13 protein-coding genes, 2 tRNA genes and 2 pseudogenes are annotated in these 18154 nt (G+C 63.2%); 12 read left to right on the forward strand and 5 right to left on the reverse strand.

Annotated elements, in window-relative coordinates; translation table 11 throughout:
* Window positions 1-2 precede the first annotated feature (2 nt).
* The 3 genes and pseudogenes from Q6A47_RS12470 to Q6A47_RS23010 form a co-directional block, all read left to right on the forward strand.
* The gene (locus tag Q6A47_RS12470; RefSeq protein WP_039582866.1) at window positions 3-1295 is read left to right on the forward strand and encodes an adenylosuccinate synthase; all 1293 of its coding nucleotides are present in this window, start codon (window positions 3-5) and stop codon (window positions 1293-1295) included.
* A gap of 1004 nt (window positions 1296-2299) precedes the next feature.
* Window positions 2300-2512: pseudogene (locus tag Q6A47_RS23005) on the forward strand (methyl-accepting chemotaxis protein); the annotation flags it as partial.
* Window positions 2513-2902: 390 nt separating this feature from the next.
* Window positions 2903-3418: pseudogene (locus tag Q6A47_RS23010) on the forward strand (methyl-accepting chemotaxis protein); the annotation flags it as partial.
* A 3-nt stretch (window positions 3419-3421) separates the two neighbouring features.
* Here the strand turns inward: Q6A47_RS23010 and Q6A47_RS12480 are convergent.
* The 4 genes from Q6A47_RS12480 to Q6A47_RS12495 all read right to left on the reverse strand — a co-directional run bounded on the left by Q6A47_RS12480 (window position 3422) and on the right by Q6A47_RS12495 (window position 6423).
* Window positions 3422-4987, reverse strand: coding sequence for an ABC transporter permease (locus Q6A47_RS12480; RefSeq protein WP_304484456.1), 1566 nt, complete (start codon window positions 4985-4987; stop codon window positions 3422-3424).
* A complete protein-coding gene (locus tag Q6A47_RS12485) occupies window positions 4987-6000 on the reverse strand; it encodes an extracellular solute-binding protein (protein ID WP_304484457.1) in 1014 nt (337 codons plus the stop codon). The genes Q6A47_RS12480 and Q6A47_RS12485 overlap by 1 nt, the downstream gene beginning before the upstream one ends.
* A gap of 167 nt (window positions 6001-6167) precedes the next feature.
* Window positions 6168-6254, reverse strand: a tRNA-Leu gene (locus Q6A47_RS12490).
* Window positions 6255-6336: 82 nt separating this feature from the next.
* A tRNA-Leu gene (locus Q6A47_RS12495) sits at window positions 6337-6423 on the reverse strand.
* A gap of 273 nt (window positions 6424-6696) precedes the next feature.
* On the opposite strand from Q6A47_RS12495, the gene rnr reads away from it, so the two are divergent.
* From rnr to azu, 9 genes are all read left to right on the forward strand, one after another.
* On the forward strand, window positions 6697-9330 hold the full coding sequence (gene rnr, locus Q6A47_RS12500; RefSeq protein ID WP_039582872.1) for a ribonuclease R: 2634 nt from the start codon (window positions 6697-6699) through the stop codon (window positions 9328-9330).
* On the forward strand, window positions 9327-10073 hold the full coding sequence (gene rlmB, locus Q6A47_RS12505) for a 23S rRNA (guanosine(2251)-2'-O)-methyltransferase RlmB (RefSeq protein ID WP_116887465.1): 747 nt from the start codon (window positions 9327-9329) through the stop codon (window positions 10071-10073). The genes rnr and rlmB overlap by 4 nt, the downstream gene beginning before the upstream one ends.
* A gap of 308 nt (window positions 10074-10381) precedes the next feature.
* The gene (gene rpsF, locus Q6A47_RS12510; protein ID WP_029612766.1) at window positions 10382-10807 is read left to right on the forward strand and encodes a 30S ribosomal protein S6; all 426 of its coding nucleotides are present in this window, start codon (window positions 10382-10384) and stop codon (window positions 10805-10807) included.
* Between the two features lie 28 nt (window positions 10808-10835).
* Window positions 10836-11066: a 30S ribosomal protein S18 gene (gene rpsR, locus Q6A47_RS12515; protein WP_003249563.1), complete on the forward strand. Its 231-nt coding sequence runs from the start codon at window positions 10836-10838 to the stop codon at window positions 11064-11066.
* A gap of 33 nt (window positions 11067-11099) precedes the next feature.
* Window positions 11100-11990: a YybS family protein gene (locus Q6A47_RS12520; RefSeq protein ID WP_029612765.1), complete on the forward strand. Its 891-nt coding sequence runs from the start codon at window positions 11100-11102 to the stop codon at window positions 11988-11990.
* A gap of 20 nt (window positions 11991-12010) precedes the next feature.
* Window positions 12011-12457 (forward strand): 50S ribosomal protein L9, encoded by a 447-nt coding sequence (gene rplI / locus Q6A47_RS12525; RefSeq protein WP_029612764.1) that lies wholly within the window; start codon window positions 12011-12013, stop codon window positions 12455-12457.
* A 112-nt stretch (window positions 12458-12569) separates the two neighbouring features.
* Window positions 12570-13967 (forward strand): replicative DNA helicase, encoded by a 1398-nt coding sequence (gene dnaB, locus Q6A47_RS12530; protein WP_029612763.1) that lies wholly within the window; start codon window positions 12570-12572, stop codon window positions 13965-13967.
* A 122-nt stretch (window positions 13968-14089) separates the two neighbouring features.
* Entirely contained in the window at window positions 14090-16396 is a 2307-nt protein-coding gene (locus Q6A47_RS12535) for a YgiQ family radical SAM protein (RefSeq protein WP_304484458.1), read from the forward strand.
* A gap of 340 nt (window positions 16397-16736) precedes the next feature.
* Window positions 16737-17186 (forward strand): azurin, encoded by a 450-nt coding sequence (gene azu / locus Q6A47_RS12540; protein WP_029612761.1) that lies wholly within the window; start codon window positions 16737-16739, stop codon window positions 17184-17186.
* Window positions 17187-17326: 140 nt separating this feature from the next.
* Here the strand turns inward: azu and nadE are convergent, their stop codons facing one another.
* The gene (gene nadE / locus Q6A47_RS12545; RefSeq protein ID WP_029612756.1) at window positions 17327-18154 is read right to left on the reverse strand and encodes an NAD(+) synthase; all 828 of its coding nucleotides are present in this window, start codon (window positions 18152-18154) and stop codon (window positions 17327-17329) included.

The raw sequence follows: 18154 nt of genomic DNA on the forward strand, positions 1-18154 counted from the left end.
TTATGGGTAAGAATGTCGTCGTCCTGGGCACCCAGTGGGGTGATGAGGGCAAAGGCAAGATCGTCGATCTGCTGACCGAACATGCTGCCGCCGTCGTGCGTTACCAAGGTGGCCACAACGCGGGCCACACCTTGGTGATCAACGGTGAGAAGACCGTTCTGCACCTGATTCCCTCGGGCATCCTGCGCGAAGGCGTGCAGTGCCTGATCGGCAATGGCGTGGTGGTCGCGCCCGATGCGTTGATGCGCGAAATCACCAAGCTGGAAGAAAAAGGCGTGCCGGTGCGCGAGCGTCTGCGCATCAGCCCGGCGGCGCCGCTGATCCTGTCCTACCACGTGGCACTGGATCAGGCCCGTGAGAAGGCCCGTGGCGAAGCCAAGATCGGCACCACCGGTCGCGGTATCGGCCCGGCCTACGAAGACAAGGTCGCGCGCCGTGGCCTGCGCGTCGGTGACCTGTTCCACCGCGAGCGCTTCGCCGCCAAGCTTGGCGAGTTGCTGGACTACCACAACTTCCAATTGGTCAATTACTACAAAGAGCCGGCCATCGACTTCCAGCAGACTCTGGACGACTGCATGGCTTACGCCGAACAGCTCAAGCCGATGATGCTCGACGTCACCGCCGAGCTGCATAACCTGCGCCGCGCCGGCAAGGACATCATGTTCGAAGGCGCCCAGGGTTCGCTGCTGGACATCGACCACGGCACCTATCCGTACGTCACCAGCTCGAACACCACCGCAGGCGGTATCTCCACCGGCTCCGGCGTCGGCCCGATGTACCTGGATTACATCCTGGGTATCACCAAGGCCTACACCACCCGCGTCGGTTCCGGTCCATTCCCGACCGAACTGTTCGACGAGACTGGCGCCACCTTGGCCAAGCGTGGCCATGAGTTCGGCTCCACCACCGGTCGCGCCCGTCGTTGCGGCTGGTTCGACGCCGTGATCCTGCGCCGCGCCATCGACGTCAACAGCATCTCGGGCATCTGCCTGACCAAGCTCGACGTGCTCGATGGCCTGGAAACCATCAACATCTGCGTCGGCTACAAGAACGAGCACGGTGCCGTCATCGACGCGCCGTCCGATGCCGACAGCTACATCGGCCTGGAGCCGGTGTACGAAGAGATGCCAGGCTGGAGCGAATCGACCCTGGGCGTGAAAGCCCTGGAGGAGCTGCCGCAGGCTGCGCGCAACTACATCAAGCGCATCGAAGAGCTGGTCGGCGCGCCGATCGACATCATCTCCACCGGCCCGGACCGCAACGAAACCATCGTGTTGCGTCACCCGTTCGCCTGATCGACCGCCAGGTCGATTCGACGCCGTAGTCCTGCAAAGGGCTGCGGCGTTTTTGTTTGTGTCGATGACAGGCCGTCGCGTTGCTCGACCTTGGCGTATATCCCCGCTGCGCCAGGCACAACCCTTGCTGTAAGAAGCGTCTGTAGCTGCCATCAAAGTAATGGCGCCAGAAACACGAGGGTTCAAACGTGTCTGCCATCCTCTCTCTGTTACGAAGCCGCCTCCTGCGGCCTGTGTTTGTTGCACTCGGTATCGCCCTGCTGGTGCAGGTGTTGGTGGCCGTGGTGCTGACTCGAAGCACCATCTCTGCACTCGAAGCGGATCTGGGCGAGCGCCTGGGCAGTGACAGCCGCAAGCTGGCCGAGGAGCTAGGCCTGGCGGGCCAGGATGTGCGCGCAGGGCTCGACAGCCTTTCTGCCAGCACTCGTCAGCGCTTGAGCGCTGGTCTATCCAGTCGTTTGCAGAGCGAACAGCAGCAATTGCGCACTACTTTGGAGCAAAGTCTCAAGGACTCGGCCAACGACATGGCCGAACTGCTGGCCTCGGTGGCACCCAGGGCGATCTGGGATAACGACGTGCCGACGCTTTCCGACTTCGCTCGACGCGCCCAGCGCAATCCCAACGTGTTGTTCGTCATCTACGACAACGCCGAGGGCGAGCACCTGACGCGCTATCTGAATCGGCAGAACCCGATCAACCAGGCGCTCATGGACAAAGGCCAGGGCGAGCGGGCGTTGGACAAGGTGCTGGATGCTGCGCGCCACGATCCTTCGGTGTACTTCGTCGAGGCGCCCATCAGCCCAAACGGCGCCACCATCGGCAAGGTCCTGATGGGGGTATCCACCGTGGCCGTGGACCAGACGCTCAGCGCGCTCGACCAGCGCTTTACCGCCCTGATCAGCAGCAGCGAGCAACTGGTCGGCGAAAGCTTGGGCGCGGCCGCCGCTGACAGTGGCAAGGCCCTGCAGGCGCGCCTGGAAACGGCTCAACACAGTGCTACCGCGATGCAGGCCAATACCGCACAGACCGTGCGCGAAGCGGCTGGGGAGCTGCGTTGGCGCATCGGCCTGGGCCTGGCGCTGGTTGGGCTGGGCGTGCTGTTGCTGGTGGCGGTGGTGCTGGGTCGGCGTGTGGTGAGCAAGTTGCGCCTGCTGATCGCCGCCCTGGACGACTTGGCGGCTGGCGAGGGCGATCTGACCAAGCGGGTGGCGCTCGACAGCCGCGATGAAATTGGCGACATGGCCTCAGCGGTCAACCGCTTCGTCGACAAGTTGCAACCCATCGTGCGGGAGGCCGGCGAGGTGGCGCAGCGAACCGGCGTCGAGATCGGCAGCATGGCGCAGCGCACGGCCGGTGCGGATGCGGCGGCGGCGTTGCAGCGTGACGAAGTGGCGGCCAGTCTGCGCGACTTGTCGAGCATGGCCGACGAAGCCCAGGCCGAGAGTCATGCCATGCAGGCGGCCTTGCAGCAGGTGGTGGACATCCGCCAGGCCACCGACGAGAACAGTCGGGCCTCCACTCAACTGGCCAAATTGATCGAGAAGTTGGCCGGCGAAGTGGACAGCGGGGCCCAGGTCATCGAGCGGCTGGCCAAGCAGAGCGAGCAGATCGAGGTGGTGCTGACGGTGATCCACGGTATCGCCGAGCAGACCAACCTGCTGGCGCTCAACGCGGCGATCGAAGCGGCCCGTGCGGGTGAGACGGGGCGTGGCTTCGCGGTGGTCGCCGATGAAGTGCGGGCACTGGCCAGCAAGACGCAGAGCTCTACCGGTGATATCCAGGCGCATATCGTCGCGCTGCAGCAGGGCGCCAAGGAGGCCGTCGCGACCATCGGCCAGGCCGGGCGGCAGGCCAGCGAGGGGCTGTTGGTGCTGCGCGACAACGAACGCCGGCAGCAGTCGGTGCAGGCGGCGGTCGAGCAGGTGCATGCGGCCATCGGTGTGGCCACGCGCGCGGCCGAACAGCAGGCCAACGGTGCTCAGGCGGTGCGGGGCCGGGTAGAGAACATCCATGCCCAGGCCGAGCGGTCGGCCGAGGTGGTCATGCAGACCACCGCCAGCAGCAAGGTGCTCGACGACCTGGCGACGCAGTTGCGTGCAAGCCTTGGCCAGTTCAGGGCGTAAGGTTCACGCCCTGTTCAGGTACATCCGCGTGGTCAGCAGATACACCGGCAATCCTGAAACCACAATCAGCAGGGCGGCGTAGGGCGCTGCCGCTGCGAACTCGACATTGGCGGTGTGGGCCCAGACCTCCGTGGCCAGGGTGGTCATGCCGGTCGGGCTGAGCAGCAGGGTGGCGGTCAGTTCCTTCATGGCGTCGAGGAACACCAGGGCAAAGGCGGCGGCCAAGGCTGGGAAGATGATCGGCAGTGTCACCCGGCAGAAGGCGGCGAGGCTGCTGGCGCCCAGGGTCCGGGCGGCTTCTTCGAGCGTCGGCGAGGCCTTGTTCAGCGCGGTGCGCACCGGTGCCTGGGCCAGTGGCAGGAACAGCAGGGCATAGGCCAGGATCAGCAGCGCGGTGGTCTGGTACAGCGCCGGCACGTAGTGCAGGGCGAAGAACACCAGGGTCAGGGCGATCACCAGGCCGGGCAGGGCATGCAGCAGGTAGGGCAAGCGTTCGGCCCAGATCGCCAGGCGCCCTTTGTAGCGCACCACCAGGAAGCTCACCGGCAGCGCCAGCGCCACGCAGAAACCGGCACCACCGAGCGAAACCGACAGGGAGGTGAGCAGCGCCTTGCCGATCGCCGCGACCGGGAAGGCTGCCGACGAGCCGACGCTCAGCCAGTAACCGAGCATGGCCAGCGGGATGCCGCTGCCGAGCACGGCCAGTCCCAGGCAGAACAGCTGCGCCGGCAGTGTCCAGCCTTTGAGCCGCAACGGTTGTGCACGTCGGGCCACGCCTTGGCCGATGCGTACATGACGGGCCTTGCCACGCACGCGCAATTCCAACCAGAGCATCGCCAGGCACAGTGCAAGCAGCACGGCCGAGAGCATCGCCGCATTGGCATTGCTGAACTCCAGCTCGAACTGCTGGTAGATCGCCGTGGTGAAGGTTTGCAGGCCGAGGATCGACAGGGCGCCGAATTCCACCAGCATGTGCAGGGCGATCAACAGACCGCCGCCGAGCATGCTCGGCCACAGCAGTGGCAGGGTGACTTTGAAGAACACGCCGCTGCGGCTACAGCCCAGCGTGCGCGCCGACTCTTCCAGCGAGGTATCGAGGTTGCGCAGGGTGGCTGCCACGGGCAGGAACACCAAGGGGTACTTGGACAGCGCCATGACCAGGACCGCCCCGCCGAGGCCTTCGAAGTCAGAGCTCAGCGACACCCAGGTGAAGCTGCTGACGAACGACGGCACGGCGAACGGCAGGCACAGCACCACGCCCCATAGACGTCGTCCGCGCAAATCGCTGCGTTCGAGCAGCCAGGCCAGCGCCACGCCGACCACCAGGCAGGCGAGGGTGACCCCGGCCATCAGCAGCAGTGTGTTGCGCAGCAGGTCCCAGACGAAAGGGCGCCAGAGCAGGCGCAGGGCTTCATGCCAGCCGGCTTCCCAGGCCTTGATGGCCACATAGGCCAGTGGCAGCAGGCTCGCCGCGACCAGGCACAGGACGGGCAACACCACCCACACGGAGGGGCGCTTGCGGCGCGGCACGAAGCGTACCAGGGCCGACTCGGGCACGGCGGCAGTCATCAGAGCAGGCCGACCTCACGTTCCAGTTCGAGTGCTTCTTCGGCATTGCCCAGATCGGCCGGGCTGATCTTCGGTGGGCGCAGGTCCTCGAATGGCTTGAGCCCACGGTCCGAGACCATGCCCTTGTGCAGGGGGTACTCGGCAGTGGTCTGGGTGATCACGCGCTGGCCTTCTTCGCTGGCCATCCAGTTGAGCAGGGCTTGAGCTTCCTTGGGATGCTTGCTGGCCTTGACGGCGGCTGCGCCGGAAATGGTCACCAGGTTGCCTGCATCGCCGTCGGCCAGGTAATACAGCTTGGAGTCGAGCTTGCCGCGCTCGCGCTCCAGGGCGTACCAGTAGTAGTTGTTCACCAACACCGCTGCCACTTCGCCTTTCTCGACGGCTTTGAGCGCGACCATGTTGTTGGTGTAGGTCTTGCCGAAGGCCTTCAGGCCCGTCAGCCATTCCTCGGTGGCTCCGCGGCCGTGCATCTTGAGGATGGCCACGGCCTGTTCCTGGAATGCGCCGCTGGTCGGGACGAAGCCGACTTTGCGGTCCCATTCGGGGTTGGCGAAGTCCATCACGGTCTTGGGCAGGTCGTTCTCGTCGATCTTCTTCGGGTTGTACACCACCACGCGGGTACGCGCAGTCACGCCCATCCAGGTCCCGTTACCGGCCACGTATTCCTTGGGCAGCATGTCCAGGGTGTTCTGGTCGATCTTGGCCAGCAGGCCCAGTTCGCCCAGGTTGTTCAGTGGCGGAGATTCTTCGGTGTAGATGATGTCGGCGGGGGAGCGCTCGCCCTCTTCGATGATCTGGCTGGCCAGCTGGTTGCTGCTGCCTTTGCGGATATCGATGTGGATGCCGGTCTTGGCCTCGTAGGCCTTGGCGATGGCTTCACCGATTTCCTTGTGCTGACCGTTGTACATCGTCAGCGTCACCGGTGCGTCTGCCTGGGCTGCCGGCGCGCCGATCACCAGGCCAAGGACGGCGGCAGTCAGGGTGCGCAGCAGCGGTGTGGGGCGAATCCTCATGCGGGTACTTCCTCGCTTACGGCTACATATTTCGAAACAATGGTAAACGAAATCGTTTCTCATGTGGCTGTGGCGGGGGAAATTCGCTGGGTGCGCGGCGGTGAGGGCGGGCGATGGAAAAAACGCAGGCAAGAAAAAACCCACTAGCAAGCTAGTGGGTTTTTATATGGTGCCCAGGAGAAGACTCGAACTTCCACGACCGTTAAGTCACTGATACCTGAAACCAGCGCGTCTACCAATTCCGCCACCTGGGCAAAGCTTTTGCATCTACAGCGATGAAACTTCAAGCGTCTTGCTGAATGACAGAAAAACCTGCTATCTATCACTCGAAATATTTGGTGCCCAGGAGAAGACTCGAACTTCCACGACCGTTAAGTCACTGATACCTGAAACCAGCGCGTCTACCAATTCCGCCACCTGGGCACACATTCTGTCGAGGTCACATGATGCTTTACATCAGGCTTCATCTCAACTACAACGTCGGCTGATCGTCGTTGTGGTGCGCACTATACGGACGGTCCCTGAGGCTGTAAAGCCCCGGATCGAAAAATTTTTCAAAATATTCAAGTCGTTGATTCCAGTGACCTATTGCCCTCAGCAGGATATCTGCCGGGGGCTGTCCAAGGCAGACATTTCCGGTTTCAATACGCACATGGCAGAATTCTTATCTATATACCCCAAGGTGAACCCCTTCTGATGGCCGATTGGCAATCCCTCGATCCCGAGGCCGCTCGCGAAGCGGAAAAATACGAAAATCCCATCCCCAGCCGTGAGCTGATCCTTCAGCGCCTCGCCGACCGTGGCGAACCTGCCGCTCGCGAGGAGCTGGCAAACGAATTCGGTCTTTACGAAGAAGACCAGATCGAAGCCCTGCGTCGCCGACTGCGCGCCATGGAGCGCGATGGCCAGCTCATCTATACCCGGCGCGGCACCTATGCCCCGGTAGACAAGCTCGACCTGATCTGCGGCCGCGTCTCCGGCCACCGCGACGGCTTCGGCTTCCTCATTCCCGACGATGGCAGCGAGGACCTGTTCCTCAGCCCGGCGCAAATGCGCCTGGTGTTCGACGGCGACCGTGCGCTGGCGCGGGTCAGTGGCGTGGACCGCCGCGGGCGCCGCGAGGGGGCGCTGGTTGAGGTCATCTCCCGCGCCCACGAAAGCGTGGTCGGCCGCTACTTCGAAGAAGGCGGCATCGGCTACGTGACCCCGGACAATCCGAAGATCCAGCAGGAAGTGCTGGTGACCGCCGGTCGTAACGGCGGGGCGAAGATCGGCCAGTTCGTGGAAATCAAGATCACCCACTGGCCCACCCCGCGCTTCCAGCCGCAGGGTGACGTGGTGGAAGTGATCGGCAACTACATGGCGCCGGGCATGGAGATCGATGTCGCCCTGCGCAGCTACGACATTCCCCACGTCTGGCCGCAGGACGTGATCAAGGAAGCGCGCAAGTTCCGCTCCGAAGTCGAAGAGAAGGACAAGGAAAAGCGCATCGACCTGCGCCATCTGCCGTTCGTCACCATCGACGGCGAAGACGCCCGCGACTTCGACGATGCCGTGTTCTGCGAGCCGCTGGGCAAGCTGCGCCTGTTCTCCGGAGGCTGGCGCCTGTATGTGGCCATCGCCGACGTCTCGAGTTACGTGCGCCTGGGCTCGGCCCTGGACGTCGAGGCTCAGCAGCGCGGTAACTCGGTGTACTTCCCCGAGCGCGTGGTGCCGATGCTCCCCGAGGAGCTGTCCAACGGCCTGTGCTCGCTGAACCCGCATGTCGATCGCCTGGCCATGGTCTGCGAGATGACCATCAACAAGGCCGGCCAAATGGTCGACTACCAGTTCTACGAAGGCGTCATCCATTCCCATGCGCGCCTGACCTACAACAAGGTCAGCAGCATGCTCGAGCATGCCCGCACCCGTGAAGGCAAGGCCCTGCGCGAGGAGTACAGCGCGGTGCTGCCGGACCTCAAGCACCTCTACGCGTTGTACAAGGTGCTGGTCGATGCCCGTCATACCCGTGGCGCCATCGACTTCGAAACCCAGGAAACCCGGATCATCTTCGGTGAAGACCGCAAGATCGACGAAATTCGTCCGACCGTGCGCAACGACGCCCACAAGCTGATCGAAGAATGCATGCTGGCGGCCAACGTCGCCACCGCCCAGTTCATGCAGAAGCACAACGTGCCGTCGCTGTACCGCGTGCACGACGGCCCGCCGCCGGAGCGTCTGGAAAAACTGCGTGCCTTCCTGGGCGAACTGGGCCTGTCGCTGCACAAGGGCAAGGAACCGTCGCCCAAGGATTACCAGGCGTTGCTGGCGAGCATCGCCGGTCGTCCGGACTTCCACCTGATCCAGACCGTCATGCTGCGCTCGCTCAGCCAGGCGGTGTACAGCGTCGAGAACAACGGCCACTTCGGCCTGAATTACGAGGCGTACACCCACTTCACCTCGCCGATCCGGCGCTACCCTGATCTGCTCGTGCACCGCGCCATCCGCAGCGTGATCCGCTCGAAGATGGATACCCCGCACGTCAAGCGTGCCGGTGCCATGAGCATTCCCAAGGCGCGCATCTATCCGTACGACGAGACGGCCCTGGAGCAGATGGGCGAACAATGCTCGATGACCGAGCGGCGCGCCGACGAGGCCACCCGCGACGTGGTCAACTGGCTCAAGTGCGAGTACATGCGCGACCGCGTGGGCGAGACCTTCCCGGGCGTGATCACGGCGGTGACCGGTTTCGGCCTGTTCATCGAGCTGACCGACATCTACGTCGAAGGCCTGGTCCACGTCAGCGCGCTGCCGGGTGACTACTACCACTTCGACGCCGTGCATCATCGCCTGGCCGGTGAGCGCACCGGGCGTAGTTTCCGTCTCGGCGACAGCATCGAAGTGAAGGTCATGCGCGTCGACCTCGAACAGCGCAAGATCGATTTCGAGCTGTCCGAGGCGACGATCAAGGCGCCGGTCGGTCGCAAAGGTCGTGGCGAGTCTGGCGAGCCTGACAAAGCCAAGGCCAATGTCACGGCCAAGGGCGCGAGCGGTGCCAAGGCCAGTGGGCCTGCTCAGGCCGAGGCCGCACCGGCCAGCGAGGCACGGATTTCGCCCAAGCCACGCAGTCGCAAGAGCGAAAGTGCCGAGGCCTACTTCCCCAAGGATGCCGTGCAGCGCAACGCCGAAGTGCGCAAGAGCCGTGAAATGAAGAAGGCGCTGATGGGCGACGCCCGCAACCAGGCCTCGCACAAGTCCGAGAAGGGCGACAAGGCTTCGGGCAAGACCAAGCATCGCAAGGGGCCGTCGAAGTCCGGCGCGCCACGCAAGGGCAAGAGCAGCAAGTCATGAGTCAGTTGGAAAAGATCTACGGCGTGCACGCGGTGCAGGCCTTGCTGCAGCACCATCCCAAGCGGGTCAAGCAGATCTGGTTGTCCGAAGGCCGCAGTGAGCCGCGTCTGCAGGCGCTGCTGGCCCTGGCCGCCGAGAACCGTGTTGCGGTAGGGCAGGCCGAGCGGCGTGAGCTCGATGCCTGGGTCGAAGGCGTGCACCAAGGCGTGGTCGCCGAGGTCAGCCCGAGCCAGGTATGGGGCGAGGCGATGCTCGAGGAATTGCTCGAACGTAGCGAGACCGCGCCGTTGATCCTGGTGCTCGACGGCGTCACCGATCCGCACAACCTCGGCGCCTGCCTGCGCACCGCCGATGCCGCAGGGGCCACCGCCGTGGTGATTCCCAAGGACAAGTCGGCGACCCTCACGGCCGTGGTGCGCAAAGTGGCCTGCGGCGCCGCCGAGGTGATTCCGCTGGTGGCGGTCACCAACCTCGCGCGTACCCTGGAGAAACTCCAGCAGCGGGGTCTGTGGGTGGTCGGCACGGCGGGCGAGGCCGAGCAGGAGATCTACCAGCAAGACCTGACCGGCCCGTTGGTGATGATCATGGGCGCCGAGGGCAAGGGCATGCGTCGCCTCACCCGCGAGCACTGCGACTTCCTGGTCAAGCTGCCCATGGCCGGTAGCGTCAGCAGCCTGAACGTCTCGGTGGCCACCGGGGTTTGCCTGTTCGAGGCCGTGCGCCAGCGTCAGGCCAAGCGTTGAATCCATGGGCTGCCCGGCAGCCCGTCGCGACACACGGCCGCGCCACAGGTTTTCGGATACTGTGGGCGCGGCTTTGTACCGCATAAGGGGCGCATCGCGCCCCGGATCTTGAGGGTTCGAGAAGTCTGTTGGCGATTGTTCAAATAATCGCCAATCGCCTTGCTTGTCCGATCGGCCTTCTCTACAATTGCGCCCCTTGCCACGCTGGCAGGTGCGCATGCGCCTCCCCTCAGGGCGAGACACACAGTGTCATTCACTCCTTGTCTGACCAGATTCGCTGGCAGACTACTAACCCGTAAGGAGCATTCATGCGTCATTACGAAATCATCTTCCTGGTTCACCCGGACCAGAGCGAGCAAGTCGGCGGCATGGTCGAGCGTTACACCAAGCTGATCGAAGAAGATGGTGGCAAGATCCACCGCCTGGAAGACTGGGGCCGTCGTCAACTGGCCTACGCAATCAACAATGTTCACAAGGCTCACTACGTGATGCTGAACGTTGAGTGCACCGGCAAGGCCCTGGCCGAGCTGGAAGACAACTTCCGCTACAACGATGCCGTGATCCGTAACCTGGTCATCCGTCGCGACGAAGCCGTTACCGGCCAGTCCGAGATGCTGAAGGCTGAAGAGAACCGCAGCGAGCGCCGTGAGCGTCGCGAGCGTCCTGAGCATGCTGACTCCGCCGACGGCGACGACAGCAATGACAGCGACTCCAGCGATAACGCTGACGAGTAATCCACGGACCTTTAGAGGAGCCTATTAAATGGCACGTTTCTTCCGTCGTCGTAAATTCTGCCGCTTCACTGCTGAAGACGTGAAAGAGATCGACTTCAAAGATCTCAACACCCTGAAAGCTTACGTATCCGAAACCGGCAAGATCGTTCCAAGCCGTATCACTGGTACCAAAGCTCGTTATCAGCGTCAGCTGGCTACCGCTATCAAGCGCGCCCGCTTCCTGGCCCTGCTGCCTTACACCGACAGCCACGGCCGCTGAGACCGGGTCGTCGACAAGCAGTAAGGGATAGGCATGCGAGCGTTGGCTGATTTCATCATGCGCGGTCGCGTGCAGGCCACTGTCGTGGTGGCTGGTTGTGCGGCAATGCCGCTGTTGTTCTGGTTGAGTGCCGCCGCCGGGAGCCTGGTGTTCCTGCGGCGTGGTTTCAAGGACGCATCCTCGGTCATCGTGTGGGGCATTTTGCCCGCACTGGCCTGGTGGATCTTCGGCGAGCCGCGCACCTTGATGGTGCTGCTGGGGACGTTGGGGCTGGCCGCGCTGTTGCGCGCCGGGCATTCCTGGAACCGGGTGCTGTTGTCCAGCATCGCCCTGGGCCTGTTGTACGGTGTCATCCTCGGTTCAGTGTTCCGCGAACCGATCGAAGCTCTGGCGCGAGCGCTTGAAAAAGCCCTGCCGCAGATGCTCGACGGTCTCTACCAGCAGTTGTCGGTGGAGGAGCAGGCACACCTTGGAGCACTCATCGTACCGGTGCTCAATGGCCTGATTGCAGCGTTGCTGCAGGTCGTCAGCGTACTGGCCCTGATGTTGGGGCGGTACTGGCAGGCCGCGTTGTACAACCCTGGAGGGTTCGGCCGCGAATTTCACGCGGTGCGCATACCTCGGGTGCCGGCACTGGTGCTGCTGGCGTGCATGGTGTTCGGGCCGAACTTCGGTTCCGCCGTCGCCCTGCTCACGCCACTGTGCAGTGTGCCGCTCATGTTCGCGGGCATCGCCCTGCTGCATGGGCTGGTGGCCCAGAAACGCCTGGCCAAGTTCTGGCTGGTGGGGTTGTACGTCACGCTGGTGCTGTTCATGCAGCTGACCTATCCGTTGCTCGTGGTCCTGGCCATTGTCGACAGCCTGATTGATTTTCGCGGTCGCCACTCCCCGAAGGGGAATGATCCCGCGAACGGTGAAGGTTAAAAGTTAAGAGGTTTTACCAAATGGAACTGATCCTGCTGGAAAAAGTCGCCAACCTGGGCAACCTGGGCGACAAAGTAAATGTTAAGGCTGGCTACGGCCGCAACTTCCTGCTGCCATTCGGCAAGGCTACCGCTGCGACCGCCGCCAACCTGGCTGCATTCGAAGAGCGTCGTGCCGAGCTGGAAAAAGCCGCTGCCGACAAGAAAGCTTCGGCTGAAAGCCGTGCTGCCCAACTGGCCGAGCTGGAAGTGACCATCACTGCCACCGCTGGCGACGAAGGCAAGCTGTTCGGTTCGATCGGCACCCACGACATCGCTGATGCCCTGACCGCCTCCGGCGTTGAAGTGGCCAAAGCTGAAGTGCGTCTGCCGAACGGCACCATCCGTCAGGTTGGCGAATACGATGTAGCCGTGCACCTGCACAGCGACGTCGAAGCCACCGTACGTGTGGTCGTCGTAGCGGCCTAAGCTGCGCTGATCGGCTGGCCCCTCGCGGGCCAGGCGGTTAACATCGGGCACGGTCCTGTCTGACAGGCCGTGCCCTTTGTCTTTTTAAATTCCTCAGAATTCTTGCGTGGCCATGAACGAGATTACCCATCCCGAACAGCTCGACCTGCAGACTGCTTCCCTGAAGGTGCCGCCGCACTCCATCGAGGCCGAACAGGCCGTGCTCGGTGGTCTGATGCTGGACAACAACGCCTGGGAGCGGGTGCTGGATCAAGTGTCCGATGGCGATTTCTATCGACATGATCACCGCCTGATCTTCCGCGCCGTGCACAAGTTGGCCGATGCCAACCAGCCGTTCGACGTGGTCACCCTGCACGAACAGTTGGACAAGGAAGGCCTGTCCACCCAGGTCGGCGGCCTGGCCTACCTGGCGGAGTTGGCCAAGAACACGCCGTCGGTGGCCAACATCAAGGCCTACGCGGCGATCATCCGCGAACGTGCCACGCTGCGCCAACTGATCAGCATCAGCACCGACATCGCCGACAACGCCTTCAACCCTCAGGGGCGCAACGCCGAAGAGATCCTCGACGATGCCGAACGGCAAATCTTCCAGATCGCCGAAGCGCGGCCCAAGACCGGTGGTCCGGTCGGCGTCAACGAGCTGTTGACCAAGGCCATCGACCGTATCGACACCCTGTTCAACTCCGACAGCGACATTACCGGTGTATCCACCGGCTTCACCGACCTGGATGAAAAGACCAGCGGCCTGCAGCCGGCCGACCTGGTGATCGTCGCGGGCCGTCCGTCGATGGGCAAGACCACCTTCGCCATGAACCTGGTGGAGAACGCCGTGCTGCGCAGCGACAAGGCGGTGCTGGTGTTCTCCCTGGAGATGCCCGGTGAATCGTTGATCATGCGTATGCTTTCCTCGCTCGGTCGCATCGACCAGACCAAGGTGCGCTCCGGCCAACTGGACGACGATGACTGGCCGCGCCTCACCTCGGCGGTCAACCTGCTCAACGACCGCAAGCTGTTCATCGACGACACCGCCGGTATCAGCCCTTCGGAAATGCGTGCGCGCACCCGCCGCCTGGCCCGCGAGCACGGCGAGATCGCGCTGATCATGGTCGACTACCTGCAGCTCATGCAGATCCCGGGCTCGGCCGGCGACAACCGCACCAACGAGATCTCCGAGATCTCCCGCTCGCTCAAGGCCCTGGCCAAGGAATTCAACTGCCCGGTCATCGCCCTGTCGCAGCTCAACCGCTCCCTCGAGCAGCGCCCGAACAAGCGCCCGGTCAACTCCGACTTGCGTGAATCCGGAGCGATCGAGCAGGACGCCGACGTGATCATGTTCGTCTACCGCGACGAGGTTTATCACCCCGAGACCGAGCACAAGGGGGTCGCCGAGATCATCATCGGCAAGCAGCGTAACGGCCCCATCGGCTTCGTGCGCCTGGCCTTCATCGGCAAATACACCCGCTTCGAGAACCTCGCCCCGGGCATGTACAACTTCGACGACGACGAGTAACCCGCGCCGGCGGGTGGTGTTTCGCCATCGCCATGAATCCGACCGCTATCGTCGGATTTGATCAAAATTTGTGCTATATTCCGCGCCCGCGATTTCCCTGCACATTAGAACCGGTCACTGACATGCAAGCAGCCAAACCACTCTACGACTATCCCAAGTACTGGGCCGAATGCTTCGGGCCAGCGCCGTTCCTGCCCATGAGCAGGGAGGAGATGGATCAGCTCGGCTGGGATTCCTGCGACATCATCATCGTGACCGGCGACGCCTACGTCGACCATCCGTCGTTCGGCATGGCCATCATTGGTCGCCTGCTGGAAGCCCAAGGCTTTCGCGTCGGCATCATCGCCCAGCCGAACTGGCAGTCCAAAGACGACTTCATGAAGCTCGGCGAGCCGAACCTGTTCTTCGGTGTCGCGGCCGGCAACATGGATTCGATGATCAACCGCTACACCGCCGACAAGAAGGTGCGCTCCGACGACGCCTACACCCCAGGCGGTCTGGCCGGCAGCCGTCCCGATCGCGCCAGCCTGGTCTACAGCCAGCGCTGCAAGGAGGCCTACAAGCATGTGCCGATCGTGCTCGGTGGCATCGAGGCCTCGCTGCGCCGTATCGCCCACTACGATTACTGGCAGGACAAGGTCCGCCACTCGATCCTGATCGACGCCTGTGCCGACATCCTGCTGTTCGGCAACGCCGAGCGCGCCGTGGTGGAAGTGGCCCAGCGCCTGTCCGGTGGCGAGAGCATCGAGTCGATCACCGATGTGCGCGGCACCGCCTTCGTGCGCCGCGACACGCCGGAGGGCTGGTACGAAATCGATTCTACGCGTATCGACCGTCCGGGTCGGGTCGACAAGATCATCAACCCCTACGTCAACACCCAGGACACCCAGGCCTGTGCCATCGAGCAGGCAAAGGGCGAGGTGGAAGACCCGAACGAAGCCAAGGTGGTGCAGATTCTCGACAGCCCGCGGGTGACCCGCGAGAAGTCGGTGATCCGCCTGCCGTCGTTCGAGAAGGTGCGCAACGACCCGGTGCTCTACGCCCACGCCAACCGTGTGCTGCACCTGGAAACCAACCCCGGTAACGCCCGCGCCCTGGTGCAGAAGCATGGCGATGCGGATGTCTGGTTCAACCCGCCGCCCATTCCCATGAGCACCGAGGAAATGGACTACGTGTTCGGCATGCCCTACGCCCGTGTGCCGCATCCGGCCTACGGCAAGGAGCGCATCCCGGCCTACGAGATGATCCGTTTCTCGGTCAACATCATGCGCGGCTGCTTCGGCGGCTGCACCTTCTGCTCGATCACCGAGCACGAAGGCCGCATCATTCAGAACCGCTCCCACGAGTCGATCCTGCACGAGATCGAGGAGATGCGTGACAAGGTACCGGGCTTCACCGGCGTGGTCTCCGACCTCGGCGGCCCGACCGCCAACATGTACCGCATCGCCTGCAAGAGCCACGAGATCGAGAAGCACTGCCGCAAGCCGTCTTGCGTGTTCCCCGGCATCTGCGAGAACCTCAACACCGACCACAGCTCGCTGATTTCGCTGTACCGCAAGGCGCGGGCGTTGCCAGGGGTGAAGAAGATTCTGATCGCCTCGGGCCTGCGTTACGACCTGGCGGTGGAGTCGCCTGAGTACGTGAAGGAACTGGTGACCCACCATGTCGGCGGCTACCTGAAGATCGCTCCGGAGCACACCGAGCGCGGTCCGTTGGACAAGATGATGAAGCCGGGCATCGGCACCTATGACCGCTTCAAGCGCATGTTCGAGAAGTTCTCCAAGGAGGCGGGCAAGGAGCAGTACCTGATCCCGTACTTCATCGCGGCCCACCCGGGTACCACCGACGAAGACATGATGAACCTGGCCCTGTGGCTCAAGGGCAACGGCTTCCGTGCCGACCAGGTGCAGGCTTTCTATCCATCGCCCATGGCCTCGGCCACGGCCATGTACCACTCGGGCAAGAACCCGCTGCGCAAAGTGACCTACAAGAGCGAAGGCGTGGAGATCGTCAAGAGCGACGAGCAGCGCCGGCTGCACAAGGCGTTCCTGCGTTATCACGACCCCAAGGGCTGGCCGATGTTGCGCGAAGCGCTGACGCGCATGGGCCGCGCCGATCTGATCGGTCCGGGCAAGCATCAGCTGATCCCGCTGCACCAGCCGCAAAGCGACAGTTACCAGAGCGCGCGACGCAAGAACTCCACGCCTGCCGGCAGTCACAAGGTGGCCAAGGAACAGAAGATCCTGACCCAGCACAGCGGCCTGCCGCCGCGCGCCAGCGATGGCAGCAAGCCGTGGGACAAGCGTGAGAAAGCCAAGGCCGAAGCGTTCGCCCGTAATCAACAGGCGGCCAAAGAGCGCAAGGAAGCGGCCAAAGGCGGCAAGGGCGGCAAAGGCAAGAAGCCGCGTCAGCCAGTGATTCCGCGCTGATCCACCTGCCAAGGGCTGCCTCGCAGCCCTTTTTCATTCCCGTGAAGGCGTCGCATCACTCCGGCCGGGCAAACTCGTAAAGCGCCGCGCCTGTAGCCCCGCATGCATAGGCGGCCAACAGGCCGCGCATGAAATTTCCTAAATTCATCGCACTCGCTCCTAAATGATGGGTTGTCCCATCGTCTATCAAGCAGGCATGATGTGCTCTTAGAAATTTTGTATACAATCCATTGAACAATGCTACTGGCTGGCCTATTGATAGCCCTTGACCCATGTCAGCAAGGGCCTGGTCGGTTTCAGGCAGTCTGGCAATGGATAACCCTCGCCAAGGAGATTCACGATGTTTGCGAAAGCTGTAGCGGTATCCCTGCTGACCCTCGCCAGTGCCTCTGTCTTCGCCGCCGAGTGCTCGGTCACCGTCGATTCCACCGACCAGATGAGCTACAACACCAAGGAATTCACGGTCGACAAGAGCTGCAAGGAGTTCACCGTCAAGCTGACCCACTCCGGCAACCTGCCGAAGAACGTCATGGGTCACAACCTGGTGATCAGCAAGACGGCCGACATGCAGGCCATCGCCACCGAAGGCATGAGCCAAGGCCTGGACAAGGACTACATCAAGGCCGACAACGCCGCGATCATCGCCCACACCAAGCTGATCGGCGCGCCGGAAAAAGAGACCGAGGTGAAGTTCGACACCTCCAAGCTGGAAGCGGGCGGTGACTACAGCTTCTTCTGCACCTTCCCAGGCCACGTGACCATGATGAAGGGCAAGGTGGTGGTGAAGTAAGCCACGCGCTGTACCGTTGAAATCGTCGGGGCCGCTATGCGGCCCCGCTGTTTTACGGGGTTGTGCACAACGGCCTGGACCTATTGAGTGGCCAGTCGGCTCACGGCAAGCGCCACGAACAGGCTGGCCAGTCGCGCGCCTCAGGGTGCGTAGGGCTGCTCGCGCTTGTGCTGGGTCTTGCGGTAGGTGGCGACGATGATGTCGAACGCCTCCTGTCGCACCGGCTGGCCCTGCAGGAAGGCATCGATCTCTTGATAGGTGACGCCGTGAGCCGCTTCGTCGGGCTTGCCCGGCTCCAGGTCTTCGAGGTCAGCCGTCGGCACCTTCTCCACCAGCGACTCCGGCGCGCCAAAGTGGCGAGCGATCGCCCGCACCTGGTTTTTCACGAGTCCCGCCAGCGGGGTGAGGTCGCAGGCGCCATCGCCGAACTTGGTGAAGAAGCCCATCACCGCTTCGGCCGCGTGGTCAGTACCGATCACCAGGCCCGCGCGAGCGCCGGCGAGGGTGTACTGGGCGACCATGCGGGTGCGCGCCTTGACGTTGCCGACCACGAAGTCCACCAGGGTGGGCGAGCCGTGCTTCAGTTCTTCCACTTCGGCGGCCAGGGCCTTCACCGCCGGGGCGATATCGACGGTATGCACTTCGTCGGGCTTGATCACCGCAAGGCAAGCCTGGGCGTCGTGTTCGTCATGCTGCACCTGGTAGGGCAGGCGCACGGCGATGAAGGTGTAGGCCTTGTCACCGGTTTCACTGCGCAGCTCGGTGATGGCGCGCTGGGCGAGCAGGGCGGCGGTCAGCGAATCGACGCCGCCGCTGATGCCCAGCACCAGTGTCTTGAGCCGGGCGTTGGCCAGGCAGTCCTTGATGAAGGCCACGCGCCGGGCCACTTCCTGCTCGAGCGCGGCGGCGTCGGCGAAAGGCGGCTGCACCTTGAGCGCCTGGGCAATTTCCTGCTGGACGGCTTGCAT

Source organism: Pseudomonas boreofloridensis (assembly GCF_030580795.1).
Taxonomy (GTDB): Bacteria; Pseudomonadota; Gammaproteobacteria; order Pseudomonadales; family Pseudomonadaceae; genus Aquipseudomonas; species Aquipseudomonas boreofloridensis.